Raw genomic sequence first — 26,053 nt, 5'->3', positions numbered from 1 at the left:
AACTTATTTTAGTAATTTTAGCAATTTTTGTCCGCTCCAAAATGATGACAAAAAAATGGTTCCAAAAGATTTTGAAACCATTTTTTATAATATCTTTTTATTTTTCTTCTGATTTTCTGCTTCGACGATTTCCATAAGCAAAATAAATCAAAATTCCAATAAGGAACCAAATTCCTGAATAAAGTTTTGCTTGCACATCCAATCCCCAAAATACAAATAATGAACCAATAAAACCAAGAGCTGGTAAAACTGGATAGAAAGGCATTTTGTAAGTTGCTTCTGGCAAATCTTTTCCTTGACGACGACGAAGTGAATAGATTCCAAGTGTAACAAACATGAAAGCAATCAAAGTTCCTGCTGAAATAAGTTGAGCAAGGAAAGCAAAGGGGAAGAATGCCCCGATGACAATAGCAACAATGGCTAAGGTCCACACACCATTTGCTGGAAGATTTCGAGCATTCATTTTACCCAAACCTTTAGGTAAAAGTCCATCGCGTCCAAAAGCATAAAGCAAACGTGAACCTGCAAGAACCATTCCCAAAAGGGCGATAAACATTCCGGCAAGTGCAATAGCTGTTACAACTTCTGATAAAACAGAATAACCTGATTGTTGAAGAGCCCAACCAACTGGCGCTGCATTTCCTGCATAGGCTGAGTAAGGATGCATCCCTACAAGTACCAAGGTTACTGCTGCAAATAGAACAACAGCAATTAGAAGCGACCCAATAATTCCACGTGGCATTGTTTTTTGGGGGTTTTTAGCTTCCGCTGAATTGGCTGCAATTGAATCAAAACCGATATAGGCCAAGAAAATCATTGATACCCCAGACCAGATTCCCGAGAAGCCACCAAAACCTGTTTTGGGATTGTGTGGTGGAATAAATGGATGGTAATTTGCTGGCTTAATGACCGTAATCCCAACAATGATGAAAGCAATGACAGCCGCTACTTTAAGCACAACAAGAATTTGACTGATTCGTCCAGCATCAGATGCCCCACGAAAGACAATAATTGCCGAGAGTAAAATGACTAAAAGTGAAATAATATCGACAACTCCACCGTCTGTACCAAATGGATTGGCCAATACTTTTGGGAGATGGAAACCGAGTGGCGCTAGCAATTGTTGCAGATTTGCTGAGAAGCCTGAACCAACAAAGGCAACGGCAATAAAATATTCCGCAAGCAAAGCCCAACCAGCAATCCAACCAAAACCTTCGCCAAATAAGACTGAAATCCAAGAATAGGCTGAACCCGCAAATGGCATCACTGTTGACATTTCAGCATAAGCCAAGGCAACAAAACCAGCGACCAATGCAGCAAGCAGGTAAGAAAAGACAACACCTGGGCCTGCAAATTGAGCAGCGACCTGACCTGGTAAAGTAAAAATAGAAGTCGAAATAATTGTTCCAACACCTAGTGCAAGAAAATCACGTGTGGTTAACACCTGATTATAGTGTTTATCTGCATCTCGATAAAGCTCAAAATCAGCTTTTCTCATAAATCCCATAATAAATCCTCATTTTTCTGAATTTGTAACTAAATAATTTCAATAAACTGTATTTTACCGAATTGTCTGACAATTGTCAAGAACTAACTTTATGCAGTATAAAAATATTTTTTCCAAAAAAAAATTACTGACAGACTTGTCAGTAAATTATTTCTTGGAAATTGAGTTCTGTCAGTACTTTTGGCGCCTTTAGATGATAAGTTTTCAAACCTGCTGCTTGTGCGCCCAAGATATTATCCGCATTGTCATCAATAAATAAAGTTTCATCAGCCTTTAAATTTGACTGACGAAGAACCTCTTGAAAACTTTCAACTGTTGGCTTTCTTAAATGCAAGTCATGTGAATAATAAGTTTTTCTAAAATAAGTTGATAGAGGCTGACCCATTTCTTCGATACAACGTTGCTCAAAACACTTAGCGTGAATAGCATTCGTATTTGAAAAAAGATAGAGTGAAAAATCTGCTGACAGCTCTGTCAGTAAATCCATTCGTTCTTTTTGGAAATCTTTTAGAATTAAATTCCAATTTTCTTCAATTATTTCATCTGTCAGTTGGCTATTTGTTGCTTCTCTAAACTTGTCATAAAAAATTTCGGGAGAAATAAGACCTAATTCTAATTTCTCAAAAAAATCGACTTGCTTTTGCGGATTAAAATAAGCAGAAAAATCTTTTATTCCTAAGTTCTCAAAGGAATTGACCATTCGTTCAAAACCTAAGTCTAAAATTACACCACCTAAATCAAAAATAATATTTTTTACAGTCATTATTAACCTTCTTTCAAATAAGGAACACCGATAGAACGTGTAGCAGCATAAACTTCTTCCTCCTGATTGCGGTCATTAACCATGCGGAACAAAAAGTTAAAAATAGGAACAATAACAAAGAGCCAATGTCCATAAAATGGAAAAATAATGGCAATAATCATGATAACAACATTCATTAGAATAGTTGAAAATAGCCTGATTAACCAAACACGACGCCAGAATTTAAAAGATTTAGGCATTTTATGAAAATGATCTTTAGTAATTGAATAACTTAAAAGCTCCTGCTGAAGTAAAATCACAATCAAAACCAGACCAAAATTCAGGGCACTAAATGATGTTGGAGCAACCATAATCCATTTGGTCAACAGCGGAATTAGTGAAAGCAAACCAATAAAGATAAAATCTTGAACAATGATTTTTTCCGTAATTTCCTCTGTCAGAGCAAAAATCTTGTGACGATTGAACCAAAAATTAGCTGTAACAACAAAACTAACTAAGAAGATTCCAACTGAACTGATGAACTCCCAATAACCTTGATTACCAGAAGGGACAGGAATTTCAAGGAGCATAATAGTAATGATAACCGCAATAATTCCGTCAGCAAATGCTTCAATGTGATGACGGAGCTTTTGTTTTCTAAGCTTCTCATCTTCTAAAGCATGATGAGTCATTGATTCTTGCAATTCTTCACTCGTCATCTTGGCATATTGTGGATGAGTATTGAGAAACTCTTCTTTAAGTTCTTCACGCGCTTGAATCATCTCTGGATTGCTTTGCATTTCCTCAATTTTTCGTTTCTGACGTTCAGTCAGGTTTTGACTTTGTTGTTTTCTGGCCTGCTCCTTTGAATAACCGTTATCAAGTGAGCCAATAATATTATTTTGCCAAATTTCACCAACTTGGTCAGGTTTTTCTGAGGACTGATAAGTTTTTATTTTACTGACAGAGCGAACAGGAACCCGTTTTTTTACGCTACTTTTTTGCAGTCTTTTAGGCATTTTTTCTAGCTTCTTTCGTATCAAAAATAATAGTGACAGGACCATCATTTATCAACTCAACTTGCATATCAGCCCCAAAAACTCCTGCTTTAACCGGCACAATCTGAGCTAAGCTATCATTAAATTTTTCATACATTGCTTTAGCAAAATCAGGTTTTCCTGCTGCAGAAAAGCTCGGACGATTCCCTTTTTTAGTCTCCGCATACAAAGTAAACTGAGAAATTGACAAAATCTCTCCTTGAATATCTTGAACAGAGAGATTCATTTTATCAGCTTCATCTGAAAAAATTCGCATTTGCGCGATTTTACGTACTGCATAATCCAAATCAAAATTACTGTCAGCATCTTCAACCCCAACCAACAATAAAAAGCCTTGCTTAATTTTTTCCTTAATGACTCCATCAATACTGACAGAAGCTGACTTTACACGTTGAATTACTATTTTCATAATCTTTATATTTCACTCCTATGATAATCTCTTTACTGACAGTATAGCACAAAAAGTCCAATTTTAATCAGCTCTCTTTGGGCATTTCTTCATTTTAATAACATCAAAAGAAAGCTTGACATCACAGGACTCTTTAGGTATTATCATAAATAGGTACTAAGATAAGATAAAAAAATAATAAAGGAAAAAAATGGAAGAATTAGCGATTGTTGTCCCCGTTTATAACGAAGAAGAAACGCTTGAGCTCTTTATTAAAGAGGTAAATGACAAAACAGAAAAACTCGAGCTAAAAAAGGTTTTTTACTTTGTAAACGACGGTTCTAGTGACCAAACGCTTCCTCTTATAAAAAAATTAGCGAGTCAAGTTGATAATATTAACTACATTAGTTTCTCAAGAAATTTTGGTAAAGAAGCAGCTTTACTTGCTGGTTTAGAAGCTACTACAGAACCTCTTGTTACAGTAATGGATGTTGATTTACAAGATCCACCTGAACTACTTGTTTCTATGTATCAGAAACTTCAAGAAGGTTATGATAGTGTTGGTGCTCGCAGAATTTCACGTTCTGGTGAATCTCCACTGATTTCATTTTTCTCTCGACTTTTTTATAAGATTATTAATAAAGTATCGACTACACCTATTGTAGACGGAGCCAGAGATTTTCGGCTTATGACTCGTCAAGTTGTGGATAGTATTTTGACACTCAGAGAAAATAATCGTTTTTCAAAAGGGCTTTTTTCTTGGGTCGGTTATGATGTAACTTATTTAGAATACGAAAATCACGAACGAAGTGCTGGTCAAACTTCTTGGTCTTTTAGTCAACTTCTCCGTTATTCTATTGATGGGATTATAAATTTTTCGGAAATGCCGCTCAATATTGCGACATTTGTTGGCTTTTTTAGTTTTTTAGCCTCACTTTTACTCAGTATTTTTTATCTTCTTAAAACACTGATTTACGGTGACCCTGTTCAAGGTTTCCCAACTTTGATTGTTTTGATTTTACTTTTAGGCGGCTTACAACTTCTCTCTCTTGGAATTATTGGTAAATATATCGCTAAAATATTCCTGGAAACAAAAAAACGTCCCAATTATATTATTAAAGAAAGTAATTTAAAAGAGCTTGACTAAGTCAAGCTCTTTTTTTTAAGCATTTGTCCGTTTTACAGAATAAACATCTGGGGTCATTTTGATTTTATCAACAATCAAAGTCAAATCTGATAGATTTTTAATGCCTAAAGCGATGTGAATATTTGCCATTTTTTTATCTTTAGTGGGTTGAGCATTAATTGAAATCAAATTTTTAGTAGAATTTGATAAAACTTGCATCACATCGTTGAGTAATCCAGGACGATTAAAGCCATAGACATCAATATTAGCGACATATTCTTTCACTAAGTTTTCTGAATCATCCCATTCAACTTCAACAAGTCTTTGTTCAAAGTCTTCCATACTTCGCACATTTTGACAATCAGCTCTATGAACTGAAACACCACGCCCTTTTGTAATATACCCCACAATTGGGTCCCCTGGAACAGGATTACAACATTTGGCGATACGAACAAGTAGGCTATCAATACCAGAAACACTGACTCCACCATCGTGACGAATCTTCATGATGTTTTTACTTGATTCGCGTTTAACTTCACCCTTCATCAGCTCTTCAGCTTCGGCTTTTTGTTTGGCTCTCTCAACTTCACGACGTTCATTTTCAGTTAAACGATTGGCAATTGTTGTTGCTGAAAGCTCACCAAATCCAATTGCTGCATACAAAGCTTCCGCATTACGGTAGCTAATCTTATTGAAGACTTCATCTAGATGTTTCTTATCTAAATAGTGATTTGGTACAAATCCACCTTCTTCCAAAGCTTCTTGTAACATTTCACGGCCTTTATTGACCGACAATTCTTTATCTTGGTTCTTAAAGAATTGTTTGATTTTGTTTCTAGCTTTATTAGTTTTAACTAGATTAATCCAGTCACGGCTTGGTCCAAAAGAGCTTGAGCTGGTAATAATTTCAACCCGATCACCTGTTTTTAGTTGAACAGATAATGGTTTCATTCGTCCATTTACTTTCGCTCCAGTCGCATGGTCACCAACTTTTGTATGGATAGCATAAGCAAAGTCAATAGGACCTGAACCTCTTGGTAATTCTTGGACTTCACCATTTGGAGTGAAGACATAAATCTTATCTGATAAAATATCTTCTTGAACGGCTTTGACAAAATCTTCTGCTGAATCACCAGCTTCTTCACGCAATTCCACAAGTTCATGAATCCAATTCAAGGTTTCAGAAATTTCATGAACATCAACTTTTGCTTTAATCCCTTGTTTGTAAGCCCAGTGAGCGGCAACCCCAAACTCAGCGATTTGGTGCATTTCTCGTGTTCTAATTTGGAATTCCATTGGGCCTTTGGGACCATAAACGGTTGTATGGACAGATTGATAACCATTGGCTTTTGGATTGGCAATGTAATCTTTAAAACGACCTGGCATTGGTTTCCAAAGGTCATGAATATAACCTAAAGTTGTGTAAACGTCACTTGTTGTTTCTGTGATACAACGAATGGCAATCAGGTCATAAATCTCATCAAAACGTTTCTTCTTATCGTGCATTTTACGATAAATAGAATAAATATGTTTTGGACGACCATAAATTTCTGCGTCAACTCCAGCTTTTTCGACTCGTTCTTGTAATTTACCAATTACTTCAGCAACAAGCGCTTCACGAGCTGTTCTTTTTTCATTCATGAGACCACGAATGCGATAAAATTCTGCTTCTTCAAGATAACGGAATGATAAATCTTCTAATTCCCATTTGATACTGGCAATCCCCAAGCGATGAGCAAGAGGGGCATAAATTTCCATGGTTTCACGTGAAATCCGCTTTTGTTTATCTGGTCTGAGATGTTTAAGCGTGCGCATATTGTGCAAACGGTCAGCCAATTTGACCAAAATAACACGAATGTCTTTGGACATAGCCATAAGCATCTTACGGTGGTTTTCAGCCAATTGTTCTTCGTGTGACTTATACTCAACTTTACCTAACTTAGTAACTCCATCAACAATTTCAGCAATTTCGTCGCCAAATAATTCTTGCAAATCACCTTGGGTAAAATTGGTATCTTCAACAACATCATGCAAAAAACCACAGGAAACGGTAACGGCATCCAGTTTTAATTTGGCTAAAATTCCTGCAACTTGGGTAGGGTGGACAAAGTAAGCTTCTCCTGATGCACGATATTGGTCTGCATGGGCAAGTGAAGCACAAGCAAGTGCTTTTTCTACGAGTAAAAGGTCTGTTTCATTCATGTAGTCAGAACAGATATTGACAACTTCTGCTCCGGTTAAATCTGGTTCTTTAGGCATAACTTTAGATACTAGACCATTTTAAAGTTGACTCTAAAATGGTGACCAGTTTTCCTCCTTATTTAGATTAATATATCATCTCATCAAATTTTGTAAGTTAAGGTTTATTTCACTTAATTTAATCTATTCTATCACATTTGTAGGTTAAGCAAAAGGATGACTATTGCAAAACTAAAGATAAAACTCCGATTATTCGGAGTTTATTTATTTTTTTCATTATAATCGGTTGAGGGTTGAATCATTTGTAGCATTTGCTCAGTTGTGGTAGAGCTCATCATTCTAAAGCGTGGTAGCGTTAATAGACCATCACTTTCTTTGGCTGCTATTGCAATAGCACCATTACGGCCCGGGTCAAGCAAACCAAACTTATAGCCTAACTCATTAGCTAAATTCAAGGTATTCTGGTTATAACCCCCTGCTGGATAACAGATGATATCTGTTTTTTGCTCGAGGTTTTTATCTAAATCTGCTTTTGATTGTTCAAGTTCTGTTCGTTGAGCTTCCAAAGTAAGCTTTCCTAAATCAGGATGGCTAACCGTATGACTGCCAAAATCAACAAGTCCACTTGCTTTCATTTCCTTGATTTGTTCCCAGGTCAAAATTCCGCCTTGGCCTTTATTCACATAACCTATAATAATAAAATTCGTGGCGTGCATATTGTATTTTTTCAATAAAGGGAAAATTTCAGTGTACATTGTGACTGAACCATCATCAAAAGTAAGCCAAACCATTTTATCACTTGGTTTTTCTTTAGTTGTTAGAATTTTTTCGGCATCTGAGCCACTAACCGTTGTGTAGCCTTTTTCTTTCAGCGCTTTTAATTCATTTTCAAAGGTTACAATATTGATGTTATTACTATCTTGTGGGAGCTGATCAGCCCTTGAAGTAACATAATGAAACATCAAAATGGGCAGTTGATTTTCATTTGTTCCAGCCAGCCATTTTGTTTCTTTTGGTTGAGAAGTACTAGATGAGGCAGTGCTTTTAGCTTTTTCTTGACTTGAAGTTTGACTGCTTTTTGGGCTTGTATTTGTTTTAGGACTTAACAAATGAACCCCAGCAAAAGCAATTGCAATTATTCCAATTAAAAGAACGAAAACTGTGAGGATTGAAGCCCAGCGAATTCGTTTTTTGTTACGTTGTGCACGTTTTTTCATAATCGATTTCCTAAAAATTTTTCTTTATTTATAATAATTCAAAATAAGCTGAAATACTTGAGAGGGCATATAATGGAGCCGTTTCTGCTCTTAAAATTCGCGGCCCTAAGCCAATCATTTTTGCACCTAAATCAGTAAATTTTGTGATTTCGTCTGGACTAATTCCGCCTTCTGGTCCAAAAATGATAAGTACTTTTTGGTTGAGTGACATTTCTGTCAGTGCTTGTTTGAACATTGTTTTCTCACCCATTTTTGCTGATTCTTCATAAGCGATAAGAACTTGGTCAAAATCAGTAAACTTATCAAGTAAATCAGTAAATTGCTCAAAAAGTTGAAGTTCTGGAATCATTTGTCTGCGTGATTGTTCGGCTGCTCCTAGAGCAACTTTTTCCAATTTTTCTTGTTTTTTTGTCAGTTTTTTCTTTTCCCATTTACTGACAGAAGCTTTAAAAGGTGCTGACCAAATGGCTGTAGCTCCTAATTCTGTTGATTTTTCAACAATAAAATCGAGCTTATCCCCTTTAGGAAATCCTACAGCTACTGTAATTTGAACAGGCAATTCTGAGGACTCTGTCAGTAATTTTATCAGCTTCACTGATTGGTCACTTGGCGAAATGACTTCTGACAGCCCAATTTCACCATCAGTAAAAACAAGACGGATTTGGTCACCACTTTTAGCCCGCATCACAGTGAAAATATGATGAGCTGCTGCTTGATTTTCAATGATAAATTCTTCGCCCAGTTCCGGTAATTTTTTAAATACAAAATATTGGTTGGCCATATTTTTTCCAATCATTTCTTAGAATAAAGTTTTGAATCTAATCTTTTCTTTATTGTGCTTCTCCATTGATTGAAAGATAAACGACTTTATTTAAGCCTTTTATCCACCAATGACGCCTTCACGATTTTCTGTTTTCTTGAAAATCAGGCAGTTCCATTCGCCTTGAATCATTCGTGTTTCAAGGAAAAATCCAGCTTTTTCTGCTGATGCAATGACCATGTCCGCTTTGTCAGCAATAATTCCTGACATAATGAGATAGCCTTCTTCTTTGACCAAGCGGAATGCGTCTTCTGTCATTAAAACAAGGATATCAGCCAAAATATTAGCCACAATGACATCCGCTTTTTTGTCAATTCCTTCAAGCAGATTGTTTGCTGAAACATGAATTTTTTCATGACCAGGATTGAGTTCAATATTTTCTAAAGCCACGCGCACAGCCACTTCATCAATATCATAAGCAAATATTTCTGATGCGCCAAGATATGAAGCTGCAACTGACAGCACGCCCGAACCTGTTCCAACGTCAAGTAACGTTTCTCCACCACGAAGAACTTGTTCTAAGGCATAGAGTGACATTTTGGTCGTTGGATGTGTTCCAGTCCCAAAAGCCATACCAGGGTCAAGTCGAATCAATTTTTCAGAGCCTGTCGCCACGTAATCCTCTGTCCAACTCGGCACAATGGTTAAATCATGCGTAATTCGTGCTGGTTCAAAATACTTTTTCCAAGCTTCTGCCCAATTTGTTTCTGACAGGTTATTCGTTGTTACTGACAGACCTGTCAGTGAAAAATAATCACTCAAATTTGCGATTTTATGTTCAATTTCGGCTTTGAGTTCCACAATTGGCCTGTTTTCTGGATAATAAGCAGTAATTTCAACAAAATCAGATTGTTCAATTTCAGGAAGAACTTCGCCAAATTGGTCTTCGTGATTAAGATAATCAGCACTGTCATTAATTTCAACGCCGGCTGACCCCGCCTCTATCAGCAAAGCTGAAATGGCCTCTTCGGCTTCCCGGCTGATTTTTATTGTGATTGAATTCCAATTATTCATTTATTTCATCTTTCTTTCTATGGTTTATCTCGGCCTACAAAAGAGTTCTTTCCCAGTAAGAAACCAATCGCTCACCTAACATTTCGCTCGATAGCTTCTTCTGTTTTCAACCTTGCAATATAACGATTAATTTCAACTTGTTTAGAGGGGATTAATTGGTCAAATACTTTTTTTGCTTCCAGATTTTTAGCTAATGCTTCACTTAAAACTTGTGGTTGCTTGACAATTCGTGGCTCTGAATCATAGGAAATTGTAAAATCAAAGATTTCCCCAATTCTTTTAGGCGAATTTTTCAGCATCGTCGTATTGACATATAAGCGCCAATCCCCTTTGAAAAACATTAGATTTTGCTGATAAGTTTTTTCATTAATCTGACCACAAATAGGAATTGGCGATTTTTCTCGTCCTGAATCCTGAAATATTTTCTGCAAAATATCTGGCGGTACAGCCACAAAGGGATTGATACCGATAATTTCCAGTTCAGCTTGAAAACTATAACTTTTCATAGTGCCCTTAAAGTTTTCTTTCCTGTCAGTAAAAAATTTACTTTTCAAGTTTTTTTAGTTCTCTTTGCATTCGCGAAACAAATTTTTTTGCTGACTTAAAATCTTCATCATCAACATATTCAACAGCATCTTCAAGCAAATCAATCCAACTCAATATCTCTGAGTTAAAATTATTCACATCGTACTTTTTAAATTCTGTCAGTAAAATTTTAAGCGTCTTTACTAACTGTAAGCTCCGATAACGCCGCTCTGAGCGGCGTTTTGCCAAAGTTCGTGCATAATCTTGTTCGGGATTTTCCCAAGGATGAAGTTTCTGAGTCATTTTTCTCCTAATACTGTTTAATTTTTCATGCAAACCATTTCTTGTGTTTGTGCAAGCTAGTATAACTGCAGTTCAACTACCAATTTTTAAGAAAAATTAGAGATGAACTAGCATAAGAATTAATCAGTAATTACAAAATACGAGTTGTCCATTCTTCACAGTTAATGACATCAGAAACTAGACCTTCATAAAATTCTGGTTCATGTGAAACCATCAAAACAGTTCCCGGATATTCAATAAGTGCACGCTTGAGTTCTTCTTTAGCGTCCACGTCCAAATGATTGGTTGGTTCATCCAAGATGAGAATATTTGATTCGGTATTCATTAGTTTAGCAAAACGTAATTTTGCTTGTTCTCCACCTGAAAGAACATAAACACGTGATTCAATTTGTTTGGCCGTCAAGCCCACCCGAGCAAGTGCCCCGCGGAGTTCTGCTTGATTCCAACTTGGATACTCATCCCATAATTCATCAAGTACCGTTTTTTGCGAAGGATTTTTGATTTCTTGCTCATAGTAAGCAATATCTTGGAAATTTCCTTTTTCAACTTCCCCATCAAGACTTGGAATCAAGCCCATTAAACTCTTGAGCAAAGTCGATTTCCCAATCCCATTGGAACCAATAAAGGCAATTTTTTGTCCAGATTCTACTTTTAAATTAATTTCTGACGACAAAGGTTCATTGTAACCAATAACTAAATCTTTTGCCTCAAAAACGAGACGACTTGGTTTTCGACTAAATTTAAAATCAAAATGAGGTTTTGGCTTTTCAGAAATAGTCTCAACAATTTCCATTTTCGCCAATTTTTTCTCACGCGCTTTTGCTTGCCCAGACGTTGCCACATTCGCTTTTTTACGGGCAATGAAATCTTTAAGTTTAGCTTGCTCAGCGACCTGCGCATTATGCAAAGATTCAAGCTGTGCCTTTTTCTCTTCAAAGACACGTTCAAATTCCGCATACCCCATTGAATAGCGGGTAATCCCTAGACCATGCACATGATAAATGATATTGACCACTTCATCCATAAAGGGCACATCATGCGAAATCAAAATAAATGCATTTTCATAGTTTTTAAGGTAATTTTTCAACCATAAAATATGTTCTTCATCCAAATAGTTTGTTGGTTCATCCAAAAGCAAGATATCTGGTTTTTCAAGCAAAAGTTTACCAAGTAAAATTTTTGTTCTTTGCCCTCCAGAAAGCTCGGCTACATCTTTATCCAAAAGAGGAGTTAAACCAAGACCTCGTGCTGTTTCTTCAACTTTGGCATCAATGAGATAAAAGTCACTATTATCCAATTCTTCTTGAAGTTCTCCTACATTCTCAAGCGCAGCATTCATCTCATCTTCTGACATTTCTGCCATTTTCATGTAAGTATCATTGATTTGCGCTTCTATATCAAAAAGATATTGAAAAGCCTCAGCCAATGCTTCACGTGTCGTTTTACCTTTTCCAAGCACAGCGTGTTGATCCATATAGCCAACCCGGTGTTTTTTCGACCAGATTACTTTTCCCTCATCAGGAACCAGAGTTCCTGTGATAATATTCATGAAAGTTGATTTACCCTCACCATTTGCCCCAACAAATCCGATGTGCTCGCCTTTTAGCAAACGGAAACTTACATCTTCAAAAATTGCGCGGTCACCAAAACCGTGGGATAGATTTTTTACATTTAAAATACTCATTTTTTATTTCTTAAATCTTTCTAAATTTCTTAATATCTTGGATACTTATAAAATTCTGTTTCAGATAAATCAGCAATGCCATTTTCAAAAGCTTCTTTATCCCAATTGACTGAAAATTCTTCGGCAGCTTCATCAGCTAGAAAGTCCATTAAATCATCCAAGCCTTGATCGGCACTTTCTTGTAAAAATTGAGCAAAATAAGCCAAAAATTCACGAGATAAGCCTTTTTCACCATAAGGAATTGTTGCCAAATAATCATTTTCATCAAAACGTGATTTAGCTGGATTATAAAATAAAACTGCATCCTCATAGACGATATTTTCTGCTGATTCTACTCCTTCTGCATCAGTCAAAAGCGCTCCAGAACTATTTTCTGCCTCTAGTAAAAAGCTGACTTCTACCGCAAAATTACGCTTATCCCAATTCATTTCAAAATCATAAGTAAATCCTTTTTCTAAAACTTCTTCCAAAACATCTAAAAATCCAAATTTAGCCATTGTTCACACCCTCTTTATATTATGTTAAAATAATTATAACAAAAATTTGCTCTAGAAAAGTCGCAAGACTTAATAAATCAGCTCATTTAATAGCTTTTTTTACGTTTAGAATGTATAAATAGATATTTTTTTAGAATTTGGAGAAAGATTTAATGGAAATTAGAAAAATAGAACCACGTGACTTTGTCAAAGTTGCTCAATTGGAGAATGAAAATTGGACCTTAGCTTCAACTCCACATGTCATGGATTCCTCAGCAGAAAAAATTATCGGTAAAATTATGACTGGAACCACTTATTTTCTGGCAGTAGAAAATGATGAAATTCTTGGAATACTTGATTACGGCCCCCGCCACAAATCTGAATTTGGAAGACATACTGTCACCTTTGGCATTATGACAGCACAAGAAGCCAGAGGTAAGGGCGTAGCTACTACACTAATAAACTTCTTTATTGATTTTGCAAAAAAAGAAGGATTCAAAAAAATTACAATTCAAGTGATGGGTTCAAATCCAGCAGCCTTGAAACTTTATAATAAATTAGGCTTTGTTGAAGAAGGACGTTTGAAAAAAGAATTTTTCATTGATGGTGAATATATTGATGATTGCATTCTCGCCTTCTATCTAGACAAAAGCCTTATGTAAACCAGATTTACATTTGTTGTAAACCTATGGATTGGAGAATAATATGGCACAAAATCTTGCAAGACGAATGAGACCAAGAAATATTGATGAAATTGTTGGACAAAAACATTTAGTTGGTAAAGGAAAAATCATTCGCCGAATGGTCGAAACTCAACTTCTTTCAAGTATGATTCTCTACGGACCTCCTGGCATTGGTAAAACTTCAATTGCTTCAGCGATTGCTGGAACAATGAATGTCGCATTTCGGACATTTAATGCAACGACAGACACTAAAAAAAGACTTCAAGAAATTGCCTCAGAAGCCGAATTTTCTGGTCAGCTTGTTTTATTACTTGATGAAATTCATCGCCTAGACAAACCTAAACAAGATTTTCTTTTACCACTTTTAGAAAACGGACAAATTATTTTAATTGGAGCAACAACCGAAAACCCTTATTTTTCAGTTGTTCCAGCGATTCGTTCTCGCGTACAGATTTTTGAATTAAAACCTTTAGAACCAGAAGATTTAGAATTTGCTGTAAACCTAAGTTTACAAGATAAAGAACGTGGATTTGATTTTGATGTGACCATTGACGATGATGCACTTTACTTTTTAATTCATTCGACTAATGGGGATTTACGTTCTACTTTTAATGCCTTAGAATTAGCCGTTCTTTCCTCAGAAGAACATCATGTCACTTTAGATGATATGGAAAATTCTTTGCAAAGAAAAGCTGCAACTTTTGATAAAGATGGCGATGCTCATTATGACTTGCTTTCTGCTTTACAAAAGTCAATTCGTGGTTCTGATGTCAACGCAAGTTTACACTATGCGGCTCGTTTAATTGAGGGCGGAGATTTGCAGAGTCTAGCCCGGCGCTTAACCGTTATGGCTTATGAAGATATTGGTTTAGCAAATCCTGATGCCGCACTTCATACGGTTTCAGCATTATCAGCAGCCGAAAAACTCGGTTTTCCTGAGGCACGGATTCCCCTTGCCAATATCATTATTGACTTGGCTTTATCCCCTAAATCAAATGCGGCTTATTTAGCGATGGATGAAGCCATTGCTGATTTAGGAAAATATGGAAATCTTGCTGTACCACCACACTTACAGGATGGCCATTACGCTGGGGCAAAAGATTTAGGAAGGTCTGTAGAATACCAATATGCTCATAATTTTCCTAATCACTGGGTAAACCAACAGTACTTACCTGATAAAATTAAAAATGCTGATTATTTCCGTCCTGATGATATGGGAAGATATGAAAAAGCACTCCACAGTCGTAAAGAATGGATTGATGAACAAAAAAAGAGGAGCTGACAAATCTGTCAGTAAATAGAGCACAATAAAATTTACTGACAGAAAGTGAAAAATATGGTAGAACAAATCACTCAACTTAAGTTGTCAACAATTGTAAAAAACCCTTACCAGCCTCGTCTTGTTTTTGATGAGGATAAATTAAAAGAATTGGCTAATTCTATCCAAGAAAATGGCGTTTTACAACCCATAATCGTTCGTAAATCAAAACTTGTTGGCTATGAGCTTTTAGCAGGTGAACGTCGGTTTCAAGCTTCAAAATTAGCTGGTTTAGAAACTATACCAGCAATTATTAGAAGCTATTCTGATGAAGAAATGATGACTCTCTCAATTTTAGAAAATTTGCAGAGAGAAAATCTCAACCCACTAGAAGAGTCCAAAAGCTTGGCACAACTGGCTGACAAATTGGGAATGACCCACGATCAAATCGCTAAGGCCCTTGGAAAATCAAGGTCTTATGTCTCTAATCTTATTCGTTTACTTGGTTTGCCTGACACAATTTTGAAGCATGTTGAAAATCGAGATATTTCACCTGCTCACGCTAGAACACTTTTAGCTGAAAAAAATCCTAAAAAGCAATTAGAGCTCGTTGATAAAATAATTAAAGAGCAGCTCAATGTCAGAGCACTTGAAGCTATTATTTATGGTGAAGAAAAAGTTACTGACAAATCTGTCAGTAAATTAAATATCAATCTTTTTACTGACGAAACTGAAAAAGAACTGATGAAAAAATTGGGAAATAGGGTTAAGATTCAAGCAAATAAAAAATATCAAGGGAATTTATCCATTCACTTTGATAATCTTGATGAACTGGAACATCTAATAAAATTACTAAAAAAATAAAAAAAATTTACTGACAGAGGACTTTTAAGCATTCCGTCAGTAAATTTTTTCTTTATCCTCTTAAAGCTCGAAGCGCATAGAGAATTGAAACAACATCAATGATCTCTTGGAACAAAGCTCCAATCACAGCTGGAATCACTCCCAGAGCTGCAATAAACATCAAAATAATACAAATGATAATCCCAATCATGACCGCTTGTTTAGCAATTTTTAACGTATCACGACTGATTTCAATAGATGTCGTCACTTTCCTAAGGTCATTTTGCAATAGAACAATGTCAGCCGCTTCACTTGCAACTGTACCTGAGCCCACACCAATCGAAATTCCAACATCTGCTGTAGCTAGAGCTGGAGCATCATTAACTCCATCTCCAACCATAATTACTGGTCTATTCGTCGCATTTTTAATAAATTTTAATTTTTCATCTGGCATCAAACCTGCATAAACATTGTCAATTCCAACAGTGCTCGCAATTTTATCAGCAACAAGTTGATTGTCACCCGTCAACATTGTAATCTTTTCAAGACCAATTTTTCTCATCTGAGCAATTGTTTCTTTAGCTTCTGGTCTTAAAGTATCAGAGAATGTGACCCCCCCAACATATTTTCCTGCTTTACTCACATAAAATGCTGTTTCATAGTTGAGATTATCAGGTGCAAAAGCAAAAGAACTTCGCCCAATTTTAATTTCTTGACCTTCGATTTCTCCAATCACACCAAGTCCAGCAACCTCAGTTAAAGAGGTCAATTTTAATGGTTGAACCTTTTTATTTTCAGCATATTCAACAACAGCTTTTGCCAAAATATGACCACTTGATTTTTCAACCGTGTAAACCAACTGTAAAAGTTCTACTTCATCTACCGTTTCTATTGGTTTTAGGCTGTCAACCTTAATTGTCCCCTCAGTAATTGTACCTGTTTTATCTAAAAATATTTCCCGAGCCTTTGCTAATTTTTCGATGACTGTTCCATTTTTGATTAAAGCTCCATTTTGACTAGAGCGACTCATTCCCGAAACAAACGCGATAGGAGCTGCCAGAATCAATGGACAAGGGCTTGCAACCACTAGGACTTCCGCAATTCGTACTGGGTCACCAGAAATAAAGTAAGCAACTGCTGCAATAAGATAGGCAATAATTGTAAAAGGAACAGCATAACGATCAGCCAGACGTACAAACTGAGCTGGAGTTTTCTCCGTTTCTTTAACCAGTTCTACAATCTTTTGAAACTGTGATTCTGCCGCTATCACCGTAGTTTCAATCTGGATACTAGAATTCCCATTGATAGCTCCCGAAAGAACAGGATCACCTTTTACTAATTCATTCGGCTTGGTTTCACCCGTCAATGACGCTGTATCAAGTACCACTGCCTCAGAAATAAGTTTCCCGTCAATTGGAATAATTTCCATCGGTCTAACCAATAAATGACTGCCGACTTCCACATGGTCTATCGGTAAATCGACCACCTTATCTCCTTTTTGCACATGAGCAATATCAGGCGACTTATCTAATAAAGCAGCTAAAGCTCGGTGAGCTCGACCATTTGCATAGTCTTCTAAACTCTCACCTCCAACAAGCATGAGAATAATAATCAAAGAGGCCCAATATTCGCCCACTAGTAAAGTAGCAATAATGGCCGTGATGGCCAATAAGTCAACACCATAAGAGCCCGACCGTAAAGTTTTAATCATTTCAATCAGCATTGAGAAAGCCAAGACTCCCCCAGCAATTGTAACAATTAAGCGTGCCAAAAAAGGCTGATTAAAGCCAAAGTAAGCAATCAATGCCACGCCTGCAATGACAAAAACAAGAATCAGTTTTTTCCAGTTCTTCATTCATTTCTCCTTAAAAATTTAATTGTCCTAGAACATTGCCCTGCTTTGTGAGGAGTTTTTACGACCTGATTGTCTTCTCCTTACGCCGCTTTGATTCTTTCGAAGCTGAGCTTAAATTTTTAAGTTATCCGTTAAGTTACTTCTATTTTATCAAATTTGCGCTAAAGGCCCTATCATTTTAGTTGTCAAAGATATTTGTCAGTACTTTTGCTTACTCAAATTTTACTGACAGAAAGGTTTGCAAAAATTTGTCAAGTAATTTTACTTTACAAAACTTGCATTTCTGAAAATTTATGCTATACTAATAAAGTACGTTTTTGCACTCTGCAAGAACGAGATAAAATTCTACGGAGGAAAAAAACAATGGCAGTACCTGCACGTCACACTTCATCAGCAAAGAAAAACCGTCGTCGTACACATTACAAATTGACAGCTCCAACTGTTACTTTTGACGAAACTACTGGTGACTACCGTCACTCACATCGCGTTTCACTTAAAGGCTACTACAAAGGCCGCAAAGTTCGCGACACTAAATAATTCGACAAAAGTTATAGAAAGGGACTATCATGCGCGTAAATATTACACTTGAACACAAAGAATCTGGTGAACGTCTGTACCTTACTCAAAAGAACAAACGCAACACTCCAGACAAATTGGAACTTAAAAAATACTCTAAAAAATTGCGTAAACACGTAATCTTTAAAGAAGTTAAATAAGGATTCGTTACGAGTCAATAGACTTGTAAAATATTGATTTAGAGGTGTTTGAAAAAACTTGACTTTCATTACATTTCAATAAAAATCAATTGAATCTCTACCTTTTTCTCTACCTTTGAGAAATTTATATTTGGGTAATCAAATCCACCTCCACATAAGGAAGTGGATTTTTTCTTCATTTTACCTTCTCTTAACTTTTTTCAAAAAATTCAAAACTAGATATAAAATAGCCATAACTGTTAAGTTATGAGCTGATTTTAACCACTCGCTCCATTTCTCCTATTTTTCCACTATTGTGTTTTTTTAATGAAGAAAATAGTGTTGTGAAAAATTTTAGACATGAGAATAAAAAATTAGTTACAACAAGCATCCCCTTCAAAAATGAACCCTTATCAGAATATATATCTATCAAAATAGTGATTTACTCTTACCTTATAGTATAGATAGGTAGGCTTGATTAATTATAAAAATAGAATAATATTAAGACAACATTGATGTGTAACGTATGCTAATGAAAGATGGAACGAATAGTATTAAAATAGTGATATTAAGAAAAGGAGATTATTATGGAAAATCGATTAAATTTTGAGGCTATTTCTGATGACGAACTTGCCAAAATTGTTGGAGGAGGATACCCTAATAACCAAAGCATGAATGATGTTCTTCATTGGCTCAATGGTCATAATGATGGAAATCCCAAACAATTACCTAAATGGATGGGTGGTTTAGGTTAAAATGACAAAATATATTTTTCCAAATTTAAAAGATAACCAGAGAGATTTATTCAACATTATTAATCAAATTTTATCTAGAGATAAACTTTCCATTGAAGAAAGAAAATGTTTTTTGATAGCTAAAAAAAATATTGAAAGTGGTCGAAATTTTGATCCTCAAATTAGTGAATTGATTTCTAGTTTGCAGTATCTTGCTCATTCATCTGATGTGCAGTATTTTTTTTCAGAGGCACAGAAAAGAATGTTGGTAAATCCAGGTACTGGTGGTTCTCTGTATGGATGGTCAAACTTTGAAAGCAAATAAGTTATCACAGTAAGTTTAATCTTTACTTATCATAAACTAAATATAGGTGAATAGAATAGAATTTAACTTGTCTAAGATATTAATAACAATGTAGCGATATTCATATGACCAATGTCTCATTCTACTAACCAAAAGATAGGCAAGATTTTCGCCTATCTTTTTTCATTTATAAATTACATCGGATGTTGGAATAAGAAATATCACTTTAAAGATTTTGCTCCTAAAGATTATCATTCCATTGATCCCAAAAATATTTCAAATTATCATCGTTAATTTCTGTTATAATTTTTTTAGCCACTTTCTTTTTACCAGCAAGCTCATTAAGTTCTGCAATAATTAATTCTAAACTTTGGGTATCTCTATAGCTTGAATCACATAGAGTCTGCTTATCAGATTCTATATATTTTTTTTAAATCTCTAATTAGATAAGTTTTACTTAAATCTTTAACACTCTCAATTTGAATCATTCCCTTGAAAAATATGAATGCCATATTATTCGGATATAATAATAAACCAACTTTCAATAGTTCATTGGCTTTGTCGTAGTTTTTCCACAAAATTAAATATGAAATATACTTTTCCAGTAGCATTTTAGTATATTTATGAATTTTTAAATTCCCTATCCGTTTTGAATATTTATTGGTTATAAATAAATGTTTACATATTAATTTTTCATATTGTTCATTAATTATTAAAGCTTCAATAGCTCTATTTGAGAGAAAAGCTACCCATCTAGGATTATCAGGCTCTATTTCAATCATCTGAAATAAAAGATTTTTATATCTTTCTTCTTTATCAAATTTAATCACCTGCTTTGTTTCAGAACCTTTATTTATTATTTGAATTCTAGTATCAATACTCATTACAGCTTCTTTTGTCTCTTTATTTCGCAGCTCCTCGTGTACCAAGCCAACAAAATTTTCTGTTTTCGAGAATAGATACGATCAGGGATACCATATTTTGAAGATTTATTATAATGTTGTTCAAAATTTATTGCAAAAGGTTTTTCTAATACAATATATAAAACTGATACTAAAACTTTTAAATCTAAGGGCTCAGTCAAGAATACTTCATCAGAATCTAAGGTCAAAACCCAATCCATTGATGAAAATTCTGCTGCTCTATTTCTCATTAATCCATAATTTTCTTCCCAATGTAAATACTCTGTTCTGACAAAATTTAATTCCAATAAATTTTCAACTGTTTTATCAGAAGAACCTGTGTCAACAACTACATAACTATCTAAGTTAAAAGATTTGGCTGTTTTAAGAACATCAGAAACCAAGTCTTCTTGATTTTTTACTATCATTACTAAACCAAGTGTTGTTCTCTGGTAATATTCTAAGCAGTTTAGCAAAATAGTCTCGGATTTTTTTATTTCTTTTATTTTATCAACTATAACGTTATTTTTAATTAGTGGAATTACTTTATTTATTTCTTTTAAAAATTCATCTATCATATATAAATTTCTTTCATCTTAAAAAGCTCTTTAAAAAGAGCTTTTAATTATTAATTCTCAAAAAGAACATATTCTTTACTAAAAGTTTTATTTGAGACAACTAGATATTCTTTATCTTTGTAAACCAAATATTCTCCTAGTTTTCCAACTGCTGTTGACCAGGCTTGAGGAACACACAAGAGGTCAGAGTTATTTTTTTGCCAATATATTTTTCTGGTCTCAAATCCCTCAACAACCCAATCTTCGTCATATTGCTTGGAAATTTTCCAAGCATCCACAATAACATTCCCATGTTTTACTTTCATATTAACGTCCATGTCCGCCTAAAGCTTCAAGTTGAGTAGAAATATCTCCAATTGCGTGCATCGTTCCTTGATTTTTCATAACCCAATCGATCAAACCCCCTCCATTTGTTTGCAATAATTCTTCTTCTGTAAGTTCATTGAAGTTTTCTAAAAATAGTTGTTCAAAATCTGTTATGTTTTTCATAATGCCATCTCCTTTAATTTCTATACTTTTATTGTATTCCTACTCCAAACCAAATGCAAGCGCTTTCTGGGTAAAAATGTGAATTTGTACACTTATCAAATGATACTAGATGCTACTTATGAAAAGATAAAAAAAGCTCCTCTACAAAGGAGCTTCTTAAAACAATAAAATTAGAATCAATAATTCTATGATAATTAAACTATCAAACCTACCATCCAGGCTTTTCTTTGATTTACTTCAACAACTTTAAAATAAAACTGATTGACTTCTTTTGATAAGGCGCAAATATTATTTTGGTCTCATAATTTTTTTCTAAAGAAATCATTGCTTTTGGAAAGTAAACATGGTTTTCGATGTTCTGAATATAAGAAGATAGTATTAATTTTTCTTGAACATTTGTTTCATTTTTGGAAGCTAAGCCAGATGCCCAAGAAGTAATTTGTTTTTCTGTATCGACTTTCTTTTTCATAAACTTTAAACCTCGGATATCTTTTTTTATTAGTGGAATGTTTTGCCCCATCCTTCTGCCATTACACCAAATGTATGACTTGCTGTGTCAGTTGTTTGTTTTTACATATTGTTTTTCCTGTTCTAGTATCTTTATACCAAGTATATGGTCCAGCACTCATGATATACTGCAAGCCTTCTCCCTTTTAATTCGATAAATTTATTATAGTTAAGTCAAGTAATAAATTTATTAACAAATGTTATCGATTCTACTGATTACCTTTCCCTATAATTTTATCCAAAAAGTAATTGAAATAAGTTTTTAGATAAAGTTATGGGAAAGGGAAACTAAGTATTATGTATTATTAGTGATAATTTTGAATTGTGAGAAAATTGTTGCGTTTTCGATTTAATCAGAGTATAATGACATTATAAAATATAAAGGAGAATCACAAATGGAAAATCAATTGAATTTTGAAGTTATTATAGATGAAGAACTTGAAAAAATTAGTGGTGGTTATTTACCAATTCCAGATATGCCTGGTTGGAGAGGACAATCAACTCCTTGGTGGTGGAGCTTGAAACAATCTAATTTTTCAGACGCATATAGTAGCTTTTATAATGCTACTCACTAGTCTAAAAGGAGGGAATTCCCATGGGTTTTGGGTTCAACTTTAAAGATGTTAATGACCGAAGAATTATGAAAGAACCTATAATTAAAGATGTTGAAGAAAATTTAAGAGAAAAGGATTTTCTTGATACAAAAGTGAAAAAAAATAGGTCGCGATTTAGATTTTTGAAAAGAGAGAGAACGTTTTCCGATAAAAATAAGTAATTAATTGATTGATGAAAAAATTGAGCTATGCTTATAAATGTGAGTTGACAGACCTAGATTTATTTTCTAGTGATGCTTGTTGAGAAAACTAATAAAGAGAGATAAGCTTATTGATATTTTAAATAAGAAATTTGTATCTTTAGTAATGGACAACTTTTCAAAGTAGTTATAGTATAGGTGTAGTTCACATTTTGATGAAAACTCACTCAAGTTTTTGTAACACAATTTACAAGAATCAATAAGGCAAATTTTACTAAGGGAGGACTTTTCTCCCTTAGTTTGCGTTTAAATAAAAATTAAGAGGAAAAATGATAAATATTTGGAATAAATCTAAAACAGTTATATTAGCACTATTTTTACTATTTCTTTCACAAGTACCTTTATATTACGTAGAATATGAAAATGAAAGGCAAAATCTATTTGGAGTTGCAAATAAAATTACAGTGAATTTCATTTTAATTGGTCTGTTGATTATTTTAATTGCTATAATGTTAGGCATAAAAAATGGATTTTACAAAAACGCTAAGAGAACGTTAGAGTGGAAGAATATTATATTAATCTTAATACTGATAATACCTTCAGTTGCATTAGACATATTATTTAGCCAGTTTATACAGTTCCATCATTTGGGAAGAATGGATAACCAAATAGCAATAGATAGTGTAATGGGTTCATTGTTGTGGTTTGGCAAAATCTTAGGAGTTGCATTACTTGCCCCAATACTTGAAGAAAGTATTTTTAGAGCATCGATTTATAAAATATTTAGCAATAATAAAATTGCTTTTTTTTTTTCCAGTTTATTATTTACATTTATGCATAGTGGCTATAGCTGGGTTTTTCTTATTTATCTACCTATGAGTTTGGCGGTAACGTTTATCTATCATCGTAGAAGAATACTAACAGACTCTATCGTATTTCATTCATTCTTTAACTTATTGATTACTTTTGTTAACTTTTTAATGGTAAATTAGAGGTATATGGAATACAGAAACTCATTTGCTTATCATGATTGAGTTCCCGAGCGCGAACGGGAAATTTATTCCATCAAGGATTGAAGTTTGAGAATACTTAGATTCTTTTGTACAATAAAAAAACCAGTCTCTGATTCGCATATCATCAGAGACTAGGTTTTTACTTTTATTTAAGTATTACTCAAAAACATCATAAAATTTATCATTTTTTTAATTGTATGTCTTACCAATTGCAAAAATATAGAAAATACTACCTACAAATGCAATTATTAAATCCAGTAATACCATCCAAAGAATATTTTCTCCATTATGAACTGTCAAGGGTAAGCAAAAGCCTAACATGGATATTAATGGTGTATAGGTTCTTTTGTTATAAGTATTCCAATTTAATAGTAAGGAAATAAAACAAATCAAAATTCCTAGTACATAGACAAAAATTAATAAAAACGAATCTAGCTGAGCAAAATTACCATTAAGCTGAAGTAACCCTTTTGATAAAATTGAACTCATCTTATTATGATAATCAATATCATTGTTGTATTTAACCAAATCTAATTTATAAAAAGTTGAATTAAACATGATATAAATTACTGTAATAATGGTAGCAAATATTGTATAAATGAGTAGTAACCAGCGTTTCAAACTACTGAATAGTGGGTTCATGTTGCTTTCGTCCTTTCATTAATTTTTGCTGTTCTCATTGCAAAATATTATTCTTCTCAAGCTTTCTAGAAATCAAACTATTTTTAAATTTTGCAATGCAACCTAATTTGTGCAGTCCTAAACCTTGATTCAGAGATCGAAATAAAGACTTACTAAATATCGTTTTTGGGGGGATATGCAAAAATAACCAACCTATAAAGCGAATTGTCTGCAAAGCCTTACCTTATATAAAAACTCCATTTAAAAATAAAAATGGAGTTTTCAATTTTTTTGATAAAAAATAATTAGCTATCCAAAGAATTGCAAGAAGTCAAGGAAGATTGAGGCCACTCCATGTGTCAAAGGATGGTCCCCACCCACCACATTCCACTTCTATGCTTAATAATAATTAGACACTTCCCCTATAATTTTATCAAGATAGATATTTATAAATAGTATAGTCCCGTGATCGTTTGAAGAAGAACAATAATTGTTGGTAATAAAGCATTCATTAAACCATGAACTAATATACTTTCTCCTAATACTCTTCTCCGATGATAAATCAATGTTAATACTACTGACATTGGTAAGTAAACGATAAGTATTGGATTTGCTCCCGTATGCATCCAAGCAAAACTAATACTTGAAACAATAAATGCAATTTTATCATTTTTAAAGAAACGGTAAATTGTTGTTCGAAAAGCTGCTTCTTCAAAAATTGGTGCACAAATAGCAAAACTAATAAATTGAACAAAAGGAAATACAATCTGCCTTGAATAAGCTGCCTGTTCTTTAGCAATACCAGGTGTTATAAAATGAGAATTATAGTAGGTAAAGGTAAAAAAATAAATAATAAATAAAACAATTGTTGTAAACAGTAGAAATAAAATATTTTTTATTTTAAAAATAGATAGTGTATTTTTATAATAACCTAATTTATAACAAATTAAAATTCCTAAAAAAAGAGAAATTGCCATATTTCCTAAAAAAATCCAAGTAGCCGTAGCTTGTCGGTCATATCCTACTAGAGATTTTAAATATATTTCTGGATAACCAAGAATAACGTCAGGAAACCAATAAATAGCAAATAATAAAATGAATAAACTAAAATATTTTAGTTTATTCATCCAATAATTTTTAAACGAATCATCCATCATTTAACTAACCTATTTTATACGATACGAAACCATGGTTTCCCACCAGCATAAACCCATTCAAATCCACCATCAGTCATACTCATGTTTTGACCACCATTAATTGTCATAAGTTCTTCGTCTGAAACAACTTCAAAATTCAATTGATTTTTCATTTGTAAATCTCATTATATTTTAATAATGTCAGTATACTCCGAAAAAAACATAAATGCAAGAATTTTCGCACAATTACAAATGAAGCCCTTAAATTATGAAGTCCTCCCCATAATTTTATCTAAAAAGTAATTGAAATAAGTTTTCTTTCCAATAATGGTCACCGTTTTTCCTTGCAAGCCATACCTTATATTTGGGAGGTCTTTTGCATTGATAGCGGTTGTCGCAGAAACTTTATAAGCATTTTCCTCTTTAAAGATAGTAGGAAAAGATTTAAAAATTAAAAATAAAAGAAATATACCCGTCAATTTCATAAGTCCCCTTTTTGTTTTTTACACTATCATTTTAAAATTGTCAATGCACAGCATAGTTGTTGTCTTTTAAAACTTATTATAAGACAAAATTGATTTGCGCCACTAGAGTATACCCCAATGTCATTAAGTTAAGGAAA

At 34.0% G+C, this 26,053-nt stretch carries 33 protein-coding genes and 1 pseudogene; 11 read left to right on the top strand and 23 right to left on the bottom strand.

Going from position 1 to position 26,053, the window contains the following annotated elements; genetic code table 11:
* Positions 1-97 precede the first annotated feature (97 nt).
* The 4 genes from PYW37_RS00670 to dtd form a co-directional block, all read right to left on the bottom strand.
* Positions 98-1,507: an APC family permease gene (locus PYW37_RS00670; protein ID WP_012896953.1), complete on the bottom strand. Its 1,410-nt coding sequence runs from the start codon at positions 1,505-1,507 to the stop codon at positions 98-100.
* 139 nt (positions 1,508-1,646) lie between these two features.
* Positions 1,647-2,270, bottom strand: coding sequence for an HAD family hydrolase (locus PYW37_RS00665; RefSeq protein ID WP_025016997.1), 624 nt, complete (start codon positions 2,268-2,270; stop codon positions 1,647-1,649).
* A 2-nt stretch (positions 2,271-2,272) separates the two neighbouring features.
* Positions 2,273-3,268 (bottom strand): TMEM175 family protein, encoded by a 996-nt coding sequence (locus tag PYW37_RS00660; protein WP_021723310.1) that lies wholly within the window; start codon positions 3,266-3,268, stop codon positions 2,273-2,275.
* Positions 3,261-3,716: a D-aminoacyl-tRNA deacylase gene (gene dtd / locus PYW37_RS00655; protein WP_023189505.1), complete on the bottom strand. Its 456-nt coding sequence runs from the start codon at positions 3,714-3,716 to the stop codon at positions 3,261-3,263. Before dtd ends, PYW37_RS00660 begins: the two co-directional genes overlap by 8 nt.
* Before the next feature lie 190 nt (positions 3,717-3,906).
* Here dtd and PYW37_RS00650 point away from each other — a divergent pair, with 190 nt between their 5' ends.
* Positions 3,907-4,842 carry a glycosyltransferase family 2 protein gene (locus tag PYW37_RS00650; RefSeq protein WP_003132278.1) on the top strand — a complete coding sequence of 312 codons (936 nt, stop codon included), beginning with the start codon at positions 3,907-3,909 and terminating at the stop codon, positions 4,840-4,842.
* A 15-nt stretch (positions 4,843-4,857) separates the two neighbouring features.
* Here the strand turns inward: PYW37_RS00650 and PYW37_RS00645 are convergent, their stop codons facing one another.
* From PYW37_RS00645 to PYW37_RS00610, 8 genes are all read right to left on the bottom strand, one after another.
* Positions 4,858-7,080, bottom strand: a complete 2,223-nt coding sequence (locus PYW37_RS00645) for a RelA/SpoT family protein (protein ID WP_023189504.1) — start codon at positions 7,078-7,080, stop codon at positions 4,858-4,860.
* Between the two features lie 200 nt (positions 7,081-7,280).
* Positions 7,281-8,237: a polysaccharide deacetylase family protein gene (locus PYW37_RS00640; protein ID WP_023189503.1), complete on the bottom strand. Its 957-nt coding sequence runs from the start codon at positions 8,235-8,237 to the stop codon at positions 7,281-7,283.
* Between the two features lie 28 nt (positions 8,238-8,265).
* Positions 8,266-9,018 carry a 16S rRNA (uracil(1498)-N(3))-methyltransferase gene (locus PYW37_RS00635; RefSeq protein ID WP_025016996.1) on the bottom strand — a complete coding sequence of 251 codons (753 nt, stop codon included), beginning with the start codon at positions 9,016-9,018 and terminating at the stop codon, positions 8,266-8,268.
* 99 nt (positions 9,019-9,117) lie between these two features.
* Entirely contained in the window at positions 9,118-10,071 is a 954-nt protein-coding gene (gene prmA / locus PYW37_RS00630) for a 50S ribosomal protein L11 methyltransferase (protein WP_023189501.1), read from the bottom strand.
* A gap of 71 nt (positions 10,072-10,142) precedes the next feature.
* On the bottom strand, positions 10,143-10,577 hold the full coding sequence (locus PYW37_RS00625; protein ID WP_021722897.1) for a YdeI/OmpD-associated family protein: 435 nt from the start codon (positions 10,575-10,577) through the stop codon (positions 10,143-10,145).
* A 37-nt stretch (positions 10,578-10,614) separates the two neighbouring features.
* On the bottom strand, positions 10,615-10,899 hold the full coding sequence (locus tag PYW37_RS00620) for a hypothetical protein (protein ID WP_010905114.1): 285 nt from the start codon (positions 10,897-10,899) through the stop codon (positions 10,615-10,617).
* Positions 10,900-11,029: 130 nt separating this feature from the next.
* Complete coding sequence (locus tag PYW37_RS00615) at positions 11,030-12,583, bottom strand: ABC-F family ATP-binding cassette domain-containing protein (protein ID WP_025016995.1); 1,554 nt, start codon at positions 12,581-12,583, stop codon at positions 11,030-11,032.
* 29 nt (positions 12,584-12,612) lie between these two features.
* Complete coding sequence (locus PYW37_RS00610) at positions 12,613-13,080, bottom strand: DUF3013 family protein (RefSeq protein ID WP_015425634.1); 468 nt, start codon at positions 13,078-13,080, stop codon at positions 12,613-12,615.
* 152 nt (positions 13,081-13,232) lie between these two features.
* Between PYW37_RS00610 and PYW37_RS00605 the strand changes: the two genes are divergently transcribed.
* The 3 genes from PYW37_RS00605 to PYW37_RS00595 are packed head-to-tail and all read left to right on the top strand — an operon-like array spanning position 13,233 to position 15,864.
* Entirely contained in the window at positions 13,233-13,721 is a 489-nt protein-coding gene (locus tag PYW37_RS00605; protein ID WP_012896945.1) for a GNAT family N-acetyltransferase, read from the top strand.
* Between the two features lie 43 nt (positions 13,722-13,764).
* On the top strand, positions 13,765-15,024 hold the full coding sequence (locus PYW37_RS00600) for a replication-associated recombination protein A (protein WP_010905110.1): 1,260 nt from the start codon (positions 13,765-13,767) through the stop codon (positions 15,022-15,024).
* Between the two features lie 54 nt (positions 15,025-15,078).
* On the top strand, positions 15,079-15,864 hold the full coding sequence (locus PYW37_RS00595; protein WP_023189497.1) for a ParB/RepB/Spo0J family partition protein: 786 nt from the start codon (positions 15,079-15,081) through the stop codon (positions 15,862-15,864).
* Between the two features lie 52 nt (positions 15,865-15,916).
* Here PYW37_RS00595 and PYW37_RS00590 read toward each other — a convergent pair whose 3' ends face one another.
* Positions 15,917-17,698 carry a heavy metal translocating P-type ATPase gene (locus tag PYW37_RS00590; RefSeq protein WP_025016994.1) on the bottom strand — a complete coding sequence of 594 codons (1,782 nt, stop codon included), beginning with the start codon at positions 17,696-17,698 and terminating at the stop codon, positions 15,917-15,919.
* Between the two features lie 363 nt (positions 17,699-18,061).
* Between PYW37_RS00590 and rpmF the strand changes: the two genes are divergently transcribed.
* The 4 genes from rpmF to PYW37_RS00570 all read left to right on the top strand — a co-directional run bounded on the left by rpmF (position 18,062) and on the right by PYW37_RS00570 (position 19,452).
* Positions 18,062-18,235, top strand: a complete 174-nt coding sequence (gene rpmF / locus PYW37_RS00585; RefSeq protein ID WP_010905107.1) for a 50S ribosomal protein L32 — start codon at positions 18,062-18,064, stop codon at positions 18,233-18,235.
* A 29-nt stretch (positions 18,236-18,264) separates the two neighbouring features.
* The gene (gene rpmG, locus PYW37_RS00580) at positions 18,265-18,414 is read left to right on the top strand and encodes a 50S ribosomal protein L33 (RefSeq protein WP_003132258.1); all 150 of its coding nucleotides are present in this window, start codon (positions 18,265-18,267) and stop codon (positions 18,412-18,414) included.
* 566 nt (positions 18,415-18,980) lie between these two features.
* Positions 18,981-19,148 carry a lactococcin family bacteriocin gene (locus PYW37_RS00575; RefSeq protein ID WP_003132257.1) on the top strand — a complete coding sequence of 56 codons (168 nt, stop codon included), beginning with the start codon at positions 18,981-18,983 and terminating at the stop codon, positions 19,146-19,148.
* A gap of 1 nt (position 19,149) precedes the next feature.
* Entirely contained in the window at positions 19,150-19,452 is a 303-nt protein-coding gene (locus PYW37_RS00570) for a hypothetical protein (protein ID WP_003132256.1), read from the top strand.
* Positions 19,453-19,841: 389 nt separating this feature from the next.
* Here PYW37_RS00570 and PYW37_RS00565 read toward each other — a convergent pair whose 3' ends face one another.
* The 6 genes and pseudogenes from PYW37_RS00565 to PYW37_RS00540 all read right to left on the bottom strand — a co-directional run bounded on the left by PYW37_RS00565 (position 19,842) and on the right by PYW37_RS00540 (position 22,029).
* Entirely contained in the window at positions 19,842-20,315 is a 474-nt protein-coding gene (locus tag PYW37_RS00565; RefSeq protein WP_023189495.1) for a hypothetical protein, read from the bottom strand.
* The gene (locus tag PYW37_RS00560) at positions 20,315-20,911 is read right to left on the bottom strand and encodes a glycosyltransferase (protein WP_023189494.1); all 597 of its coding nucleotides are present in this window, start codon (positions 20,909-20,911) and stop codon (positions 20,315-20,317) included. The genes PYW37_RS00565 and PYW37_RS00560 overlap by 1 nt, the downstream gene beginning before the upstream one ends.
* Positions 20,912-20,961: 50 nt before the next feature.
* Positions 20,962-21,216: a hypothetical protein gene (locus PYW37_RS00555; protein ID WP_023189493.1), complete on the bottom strand. Its 255-nt coding sequence runs from the start codon at positions 21,214-21,216 to the stop codon at positions 20,962-20,964.
* Between the two features lies 1 nt (position 21,217).
* Complete coding sequence (locus PYW37_RS00550; protein ID WP_023163576.1) at positions 21,218-21,400, bottom strand: hypothetical protein; 183 nt, start codon at positions 21,398-21,400, stop codon at positions 21,218-21,220.
* A gap of 194 nt (positions 21,401-21,594) precedes the next feature.
* A pseudogene (locus PYW37_RS00545) lies at positions 21,595-21,869 on the bottom strand (hypothetical protein).
* A 61-nt stretch (positions 21,870-21,930) separates the two neighbouring features.
* Positions 21,931-22,029 carry a lactococcin family bacteriocin gene (locus tag PYW37_RS00540; protein WP_223848594.1) on the bottom strand — a complete coding sequence of 33 codons (99 nt, stop codon included), beginning with the start codon at positions 22,027-22,029 and terminating at the stop codon, positions 21,931-21,933.
* A 273-nt stretch (positions 22,030-22,302) separates the two neighbouring features.
* Here PYW37_RS00540 and PYW37_RS00535 point away from each other — a divergent pair, with 273 nt between their 5' ends.
* The 3 genes from PYW37_RS00535 (at position 22,303) to PYW37_RS00525 (ending at position 23,653) form a co-directional block, all read left to right on the top strand.
* Positions 22,303-22,482 carry a lactococcin family bacteriocin gene (locus PYW37_RS00535; protein WP_023163574.1) on the top strand — a complete coding sequence of 60 codons (180 nt, stop codon included), beginning with the start codon at positions 22,303-22,305 and terminating at the stop codon, positions 22,480-22,482.
* 20 nt (positions 22,483-22,502) lie between these two features.
* Positions 22,503-22,682, top strand: coding sequence for a hypothetical protein (locus tag PYW37_RS00530; RefSeq protein ID WP_023163573.1), 180 nt, complete (start codon positions 22,503-22,505; stop codon positions 22,680-22,682).
* Positions 22,683-22,990: 308 nt separating this feature from the next.
* Positions 22,991-23,653: a CPBP family intramembrane glutamic endopeptidase gene (locus tag PYW37_RS00525; protein ID WP_023189491.1), complete on the top strand. Its 663-nt coding sequence runs from the start codon at positions 22,991-22,993 to the stop codon at positions 23,651-23,653.
* Positions 23,654-23,863: 210 nt separating this feature from the next.
* Here the strand turns inward: PYW37_RS00525 and PYW37_RS00520 are convergent, their stop codons facing one another.
* The 4 genes from PYW37_RS00520 to PYW37_RS00505 all read right to left on the bottom strand — a co-directional run bounded on the left by PYW37_RS00520 (position 23,864) and on the right by PYW37_RS00505 (position 25,910).
* Entirely contained in the window at positions 23,864-24,316 is a 453-nt protein-coding gene (locus PYW37_RS00520; RefSeq protein ID WP_023189490.1) for a hypothetical protein, read from the bottom strand.
* Between the two features lie 425 nt (positions 24,317-24,741).
* Positions 24,742-25,422: a CPBP family intramembrane glutamic endopeptidase gene (locus tag PYW37_RS00515; protein ID WP_225509962.1), complete on the bottom strand. Its 681-nt coding sequence runs from the start codon at positions 25,420-25,422 to the stop codon at positions 24,742-24,744.
* A 44-nt stretch (positions 25,423-25,466) separates the two neighbouring features.
* Entirely contained in the window at positions 25,467-25,604 is a 138-nt protein-coding gene (locus PYW37_RS00510) for a lactococcin family bacteriocin (RefSeq protein ID WP_021214958.1), read from the bottom strand.
* A gap of 93 nt (positions 25,605-25,697) precedes the next feature.
* Positions 25,698-25,910, bottom strand: coding sequence for a hypothetical protein (locus PYW37_RS00505; protein ID WP_228764334.1), 213 nt, complete (start codon positions 25,908-25,910; stop codon positions 25,698-25,700).
* Positions 25,911-26,053 lie beyond the last annotated feature (143 nt).

The sequence above is a fragment of the Lactococcus lactis genome, from assembly GCF_029023865.1.
GTDB lineage: Bacteria > Bacillota > Bacilli > Lactobacillales > Streptococcaceae > Lactococcus > Lactococcus lactis.
This window is presented reverse-complemented; position numbering and strand designations above follow the sequence as displayed.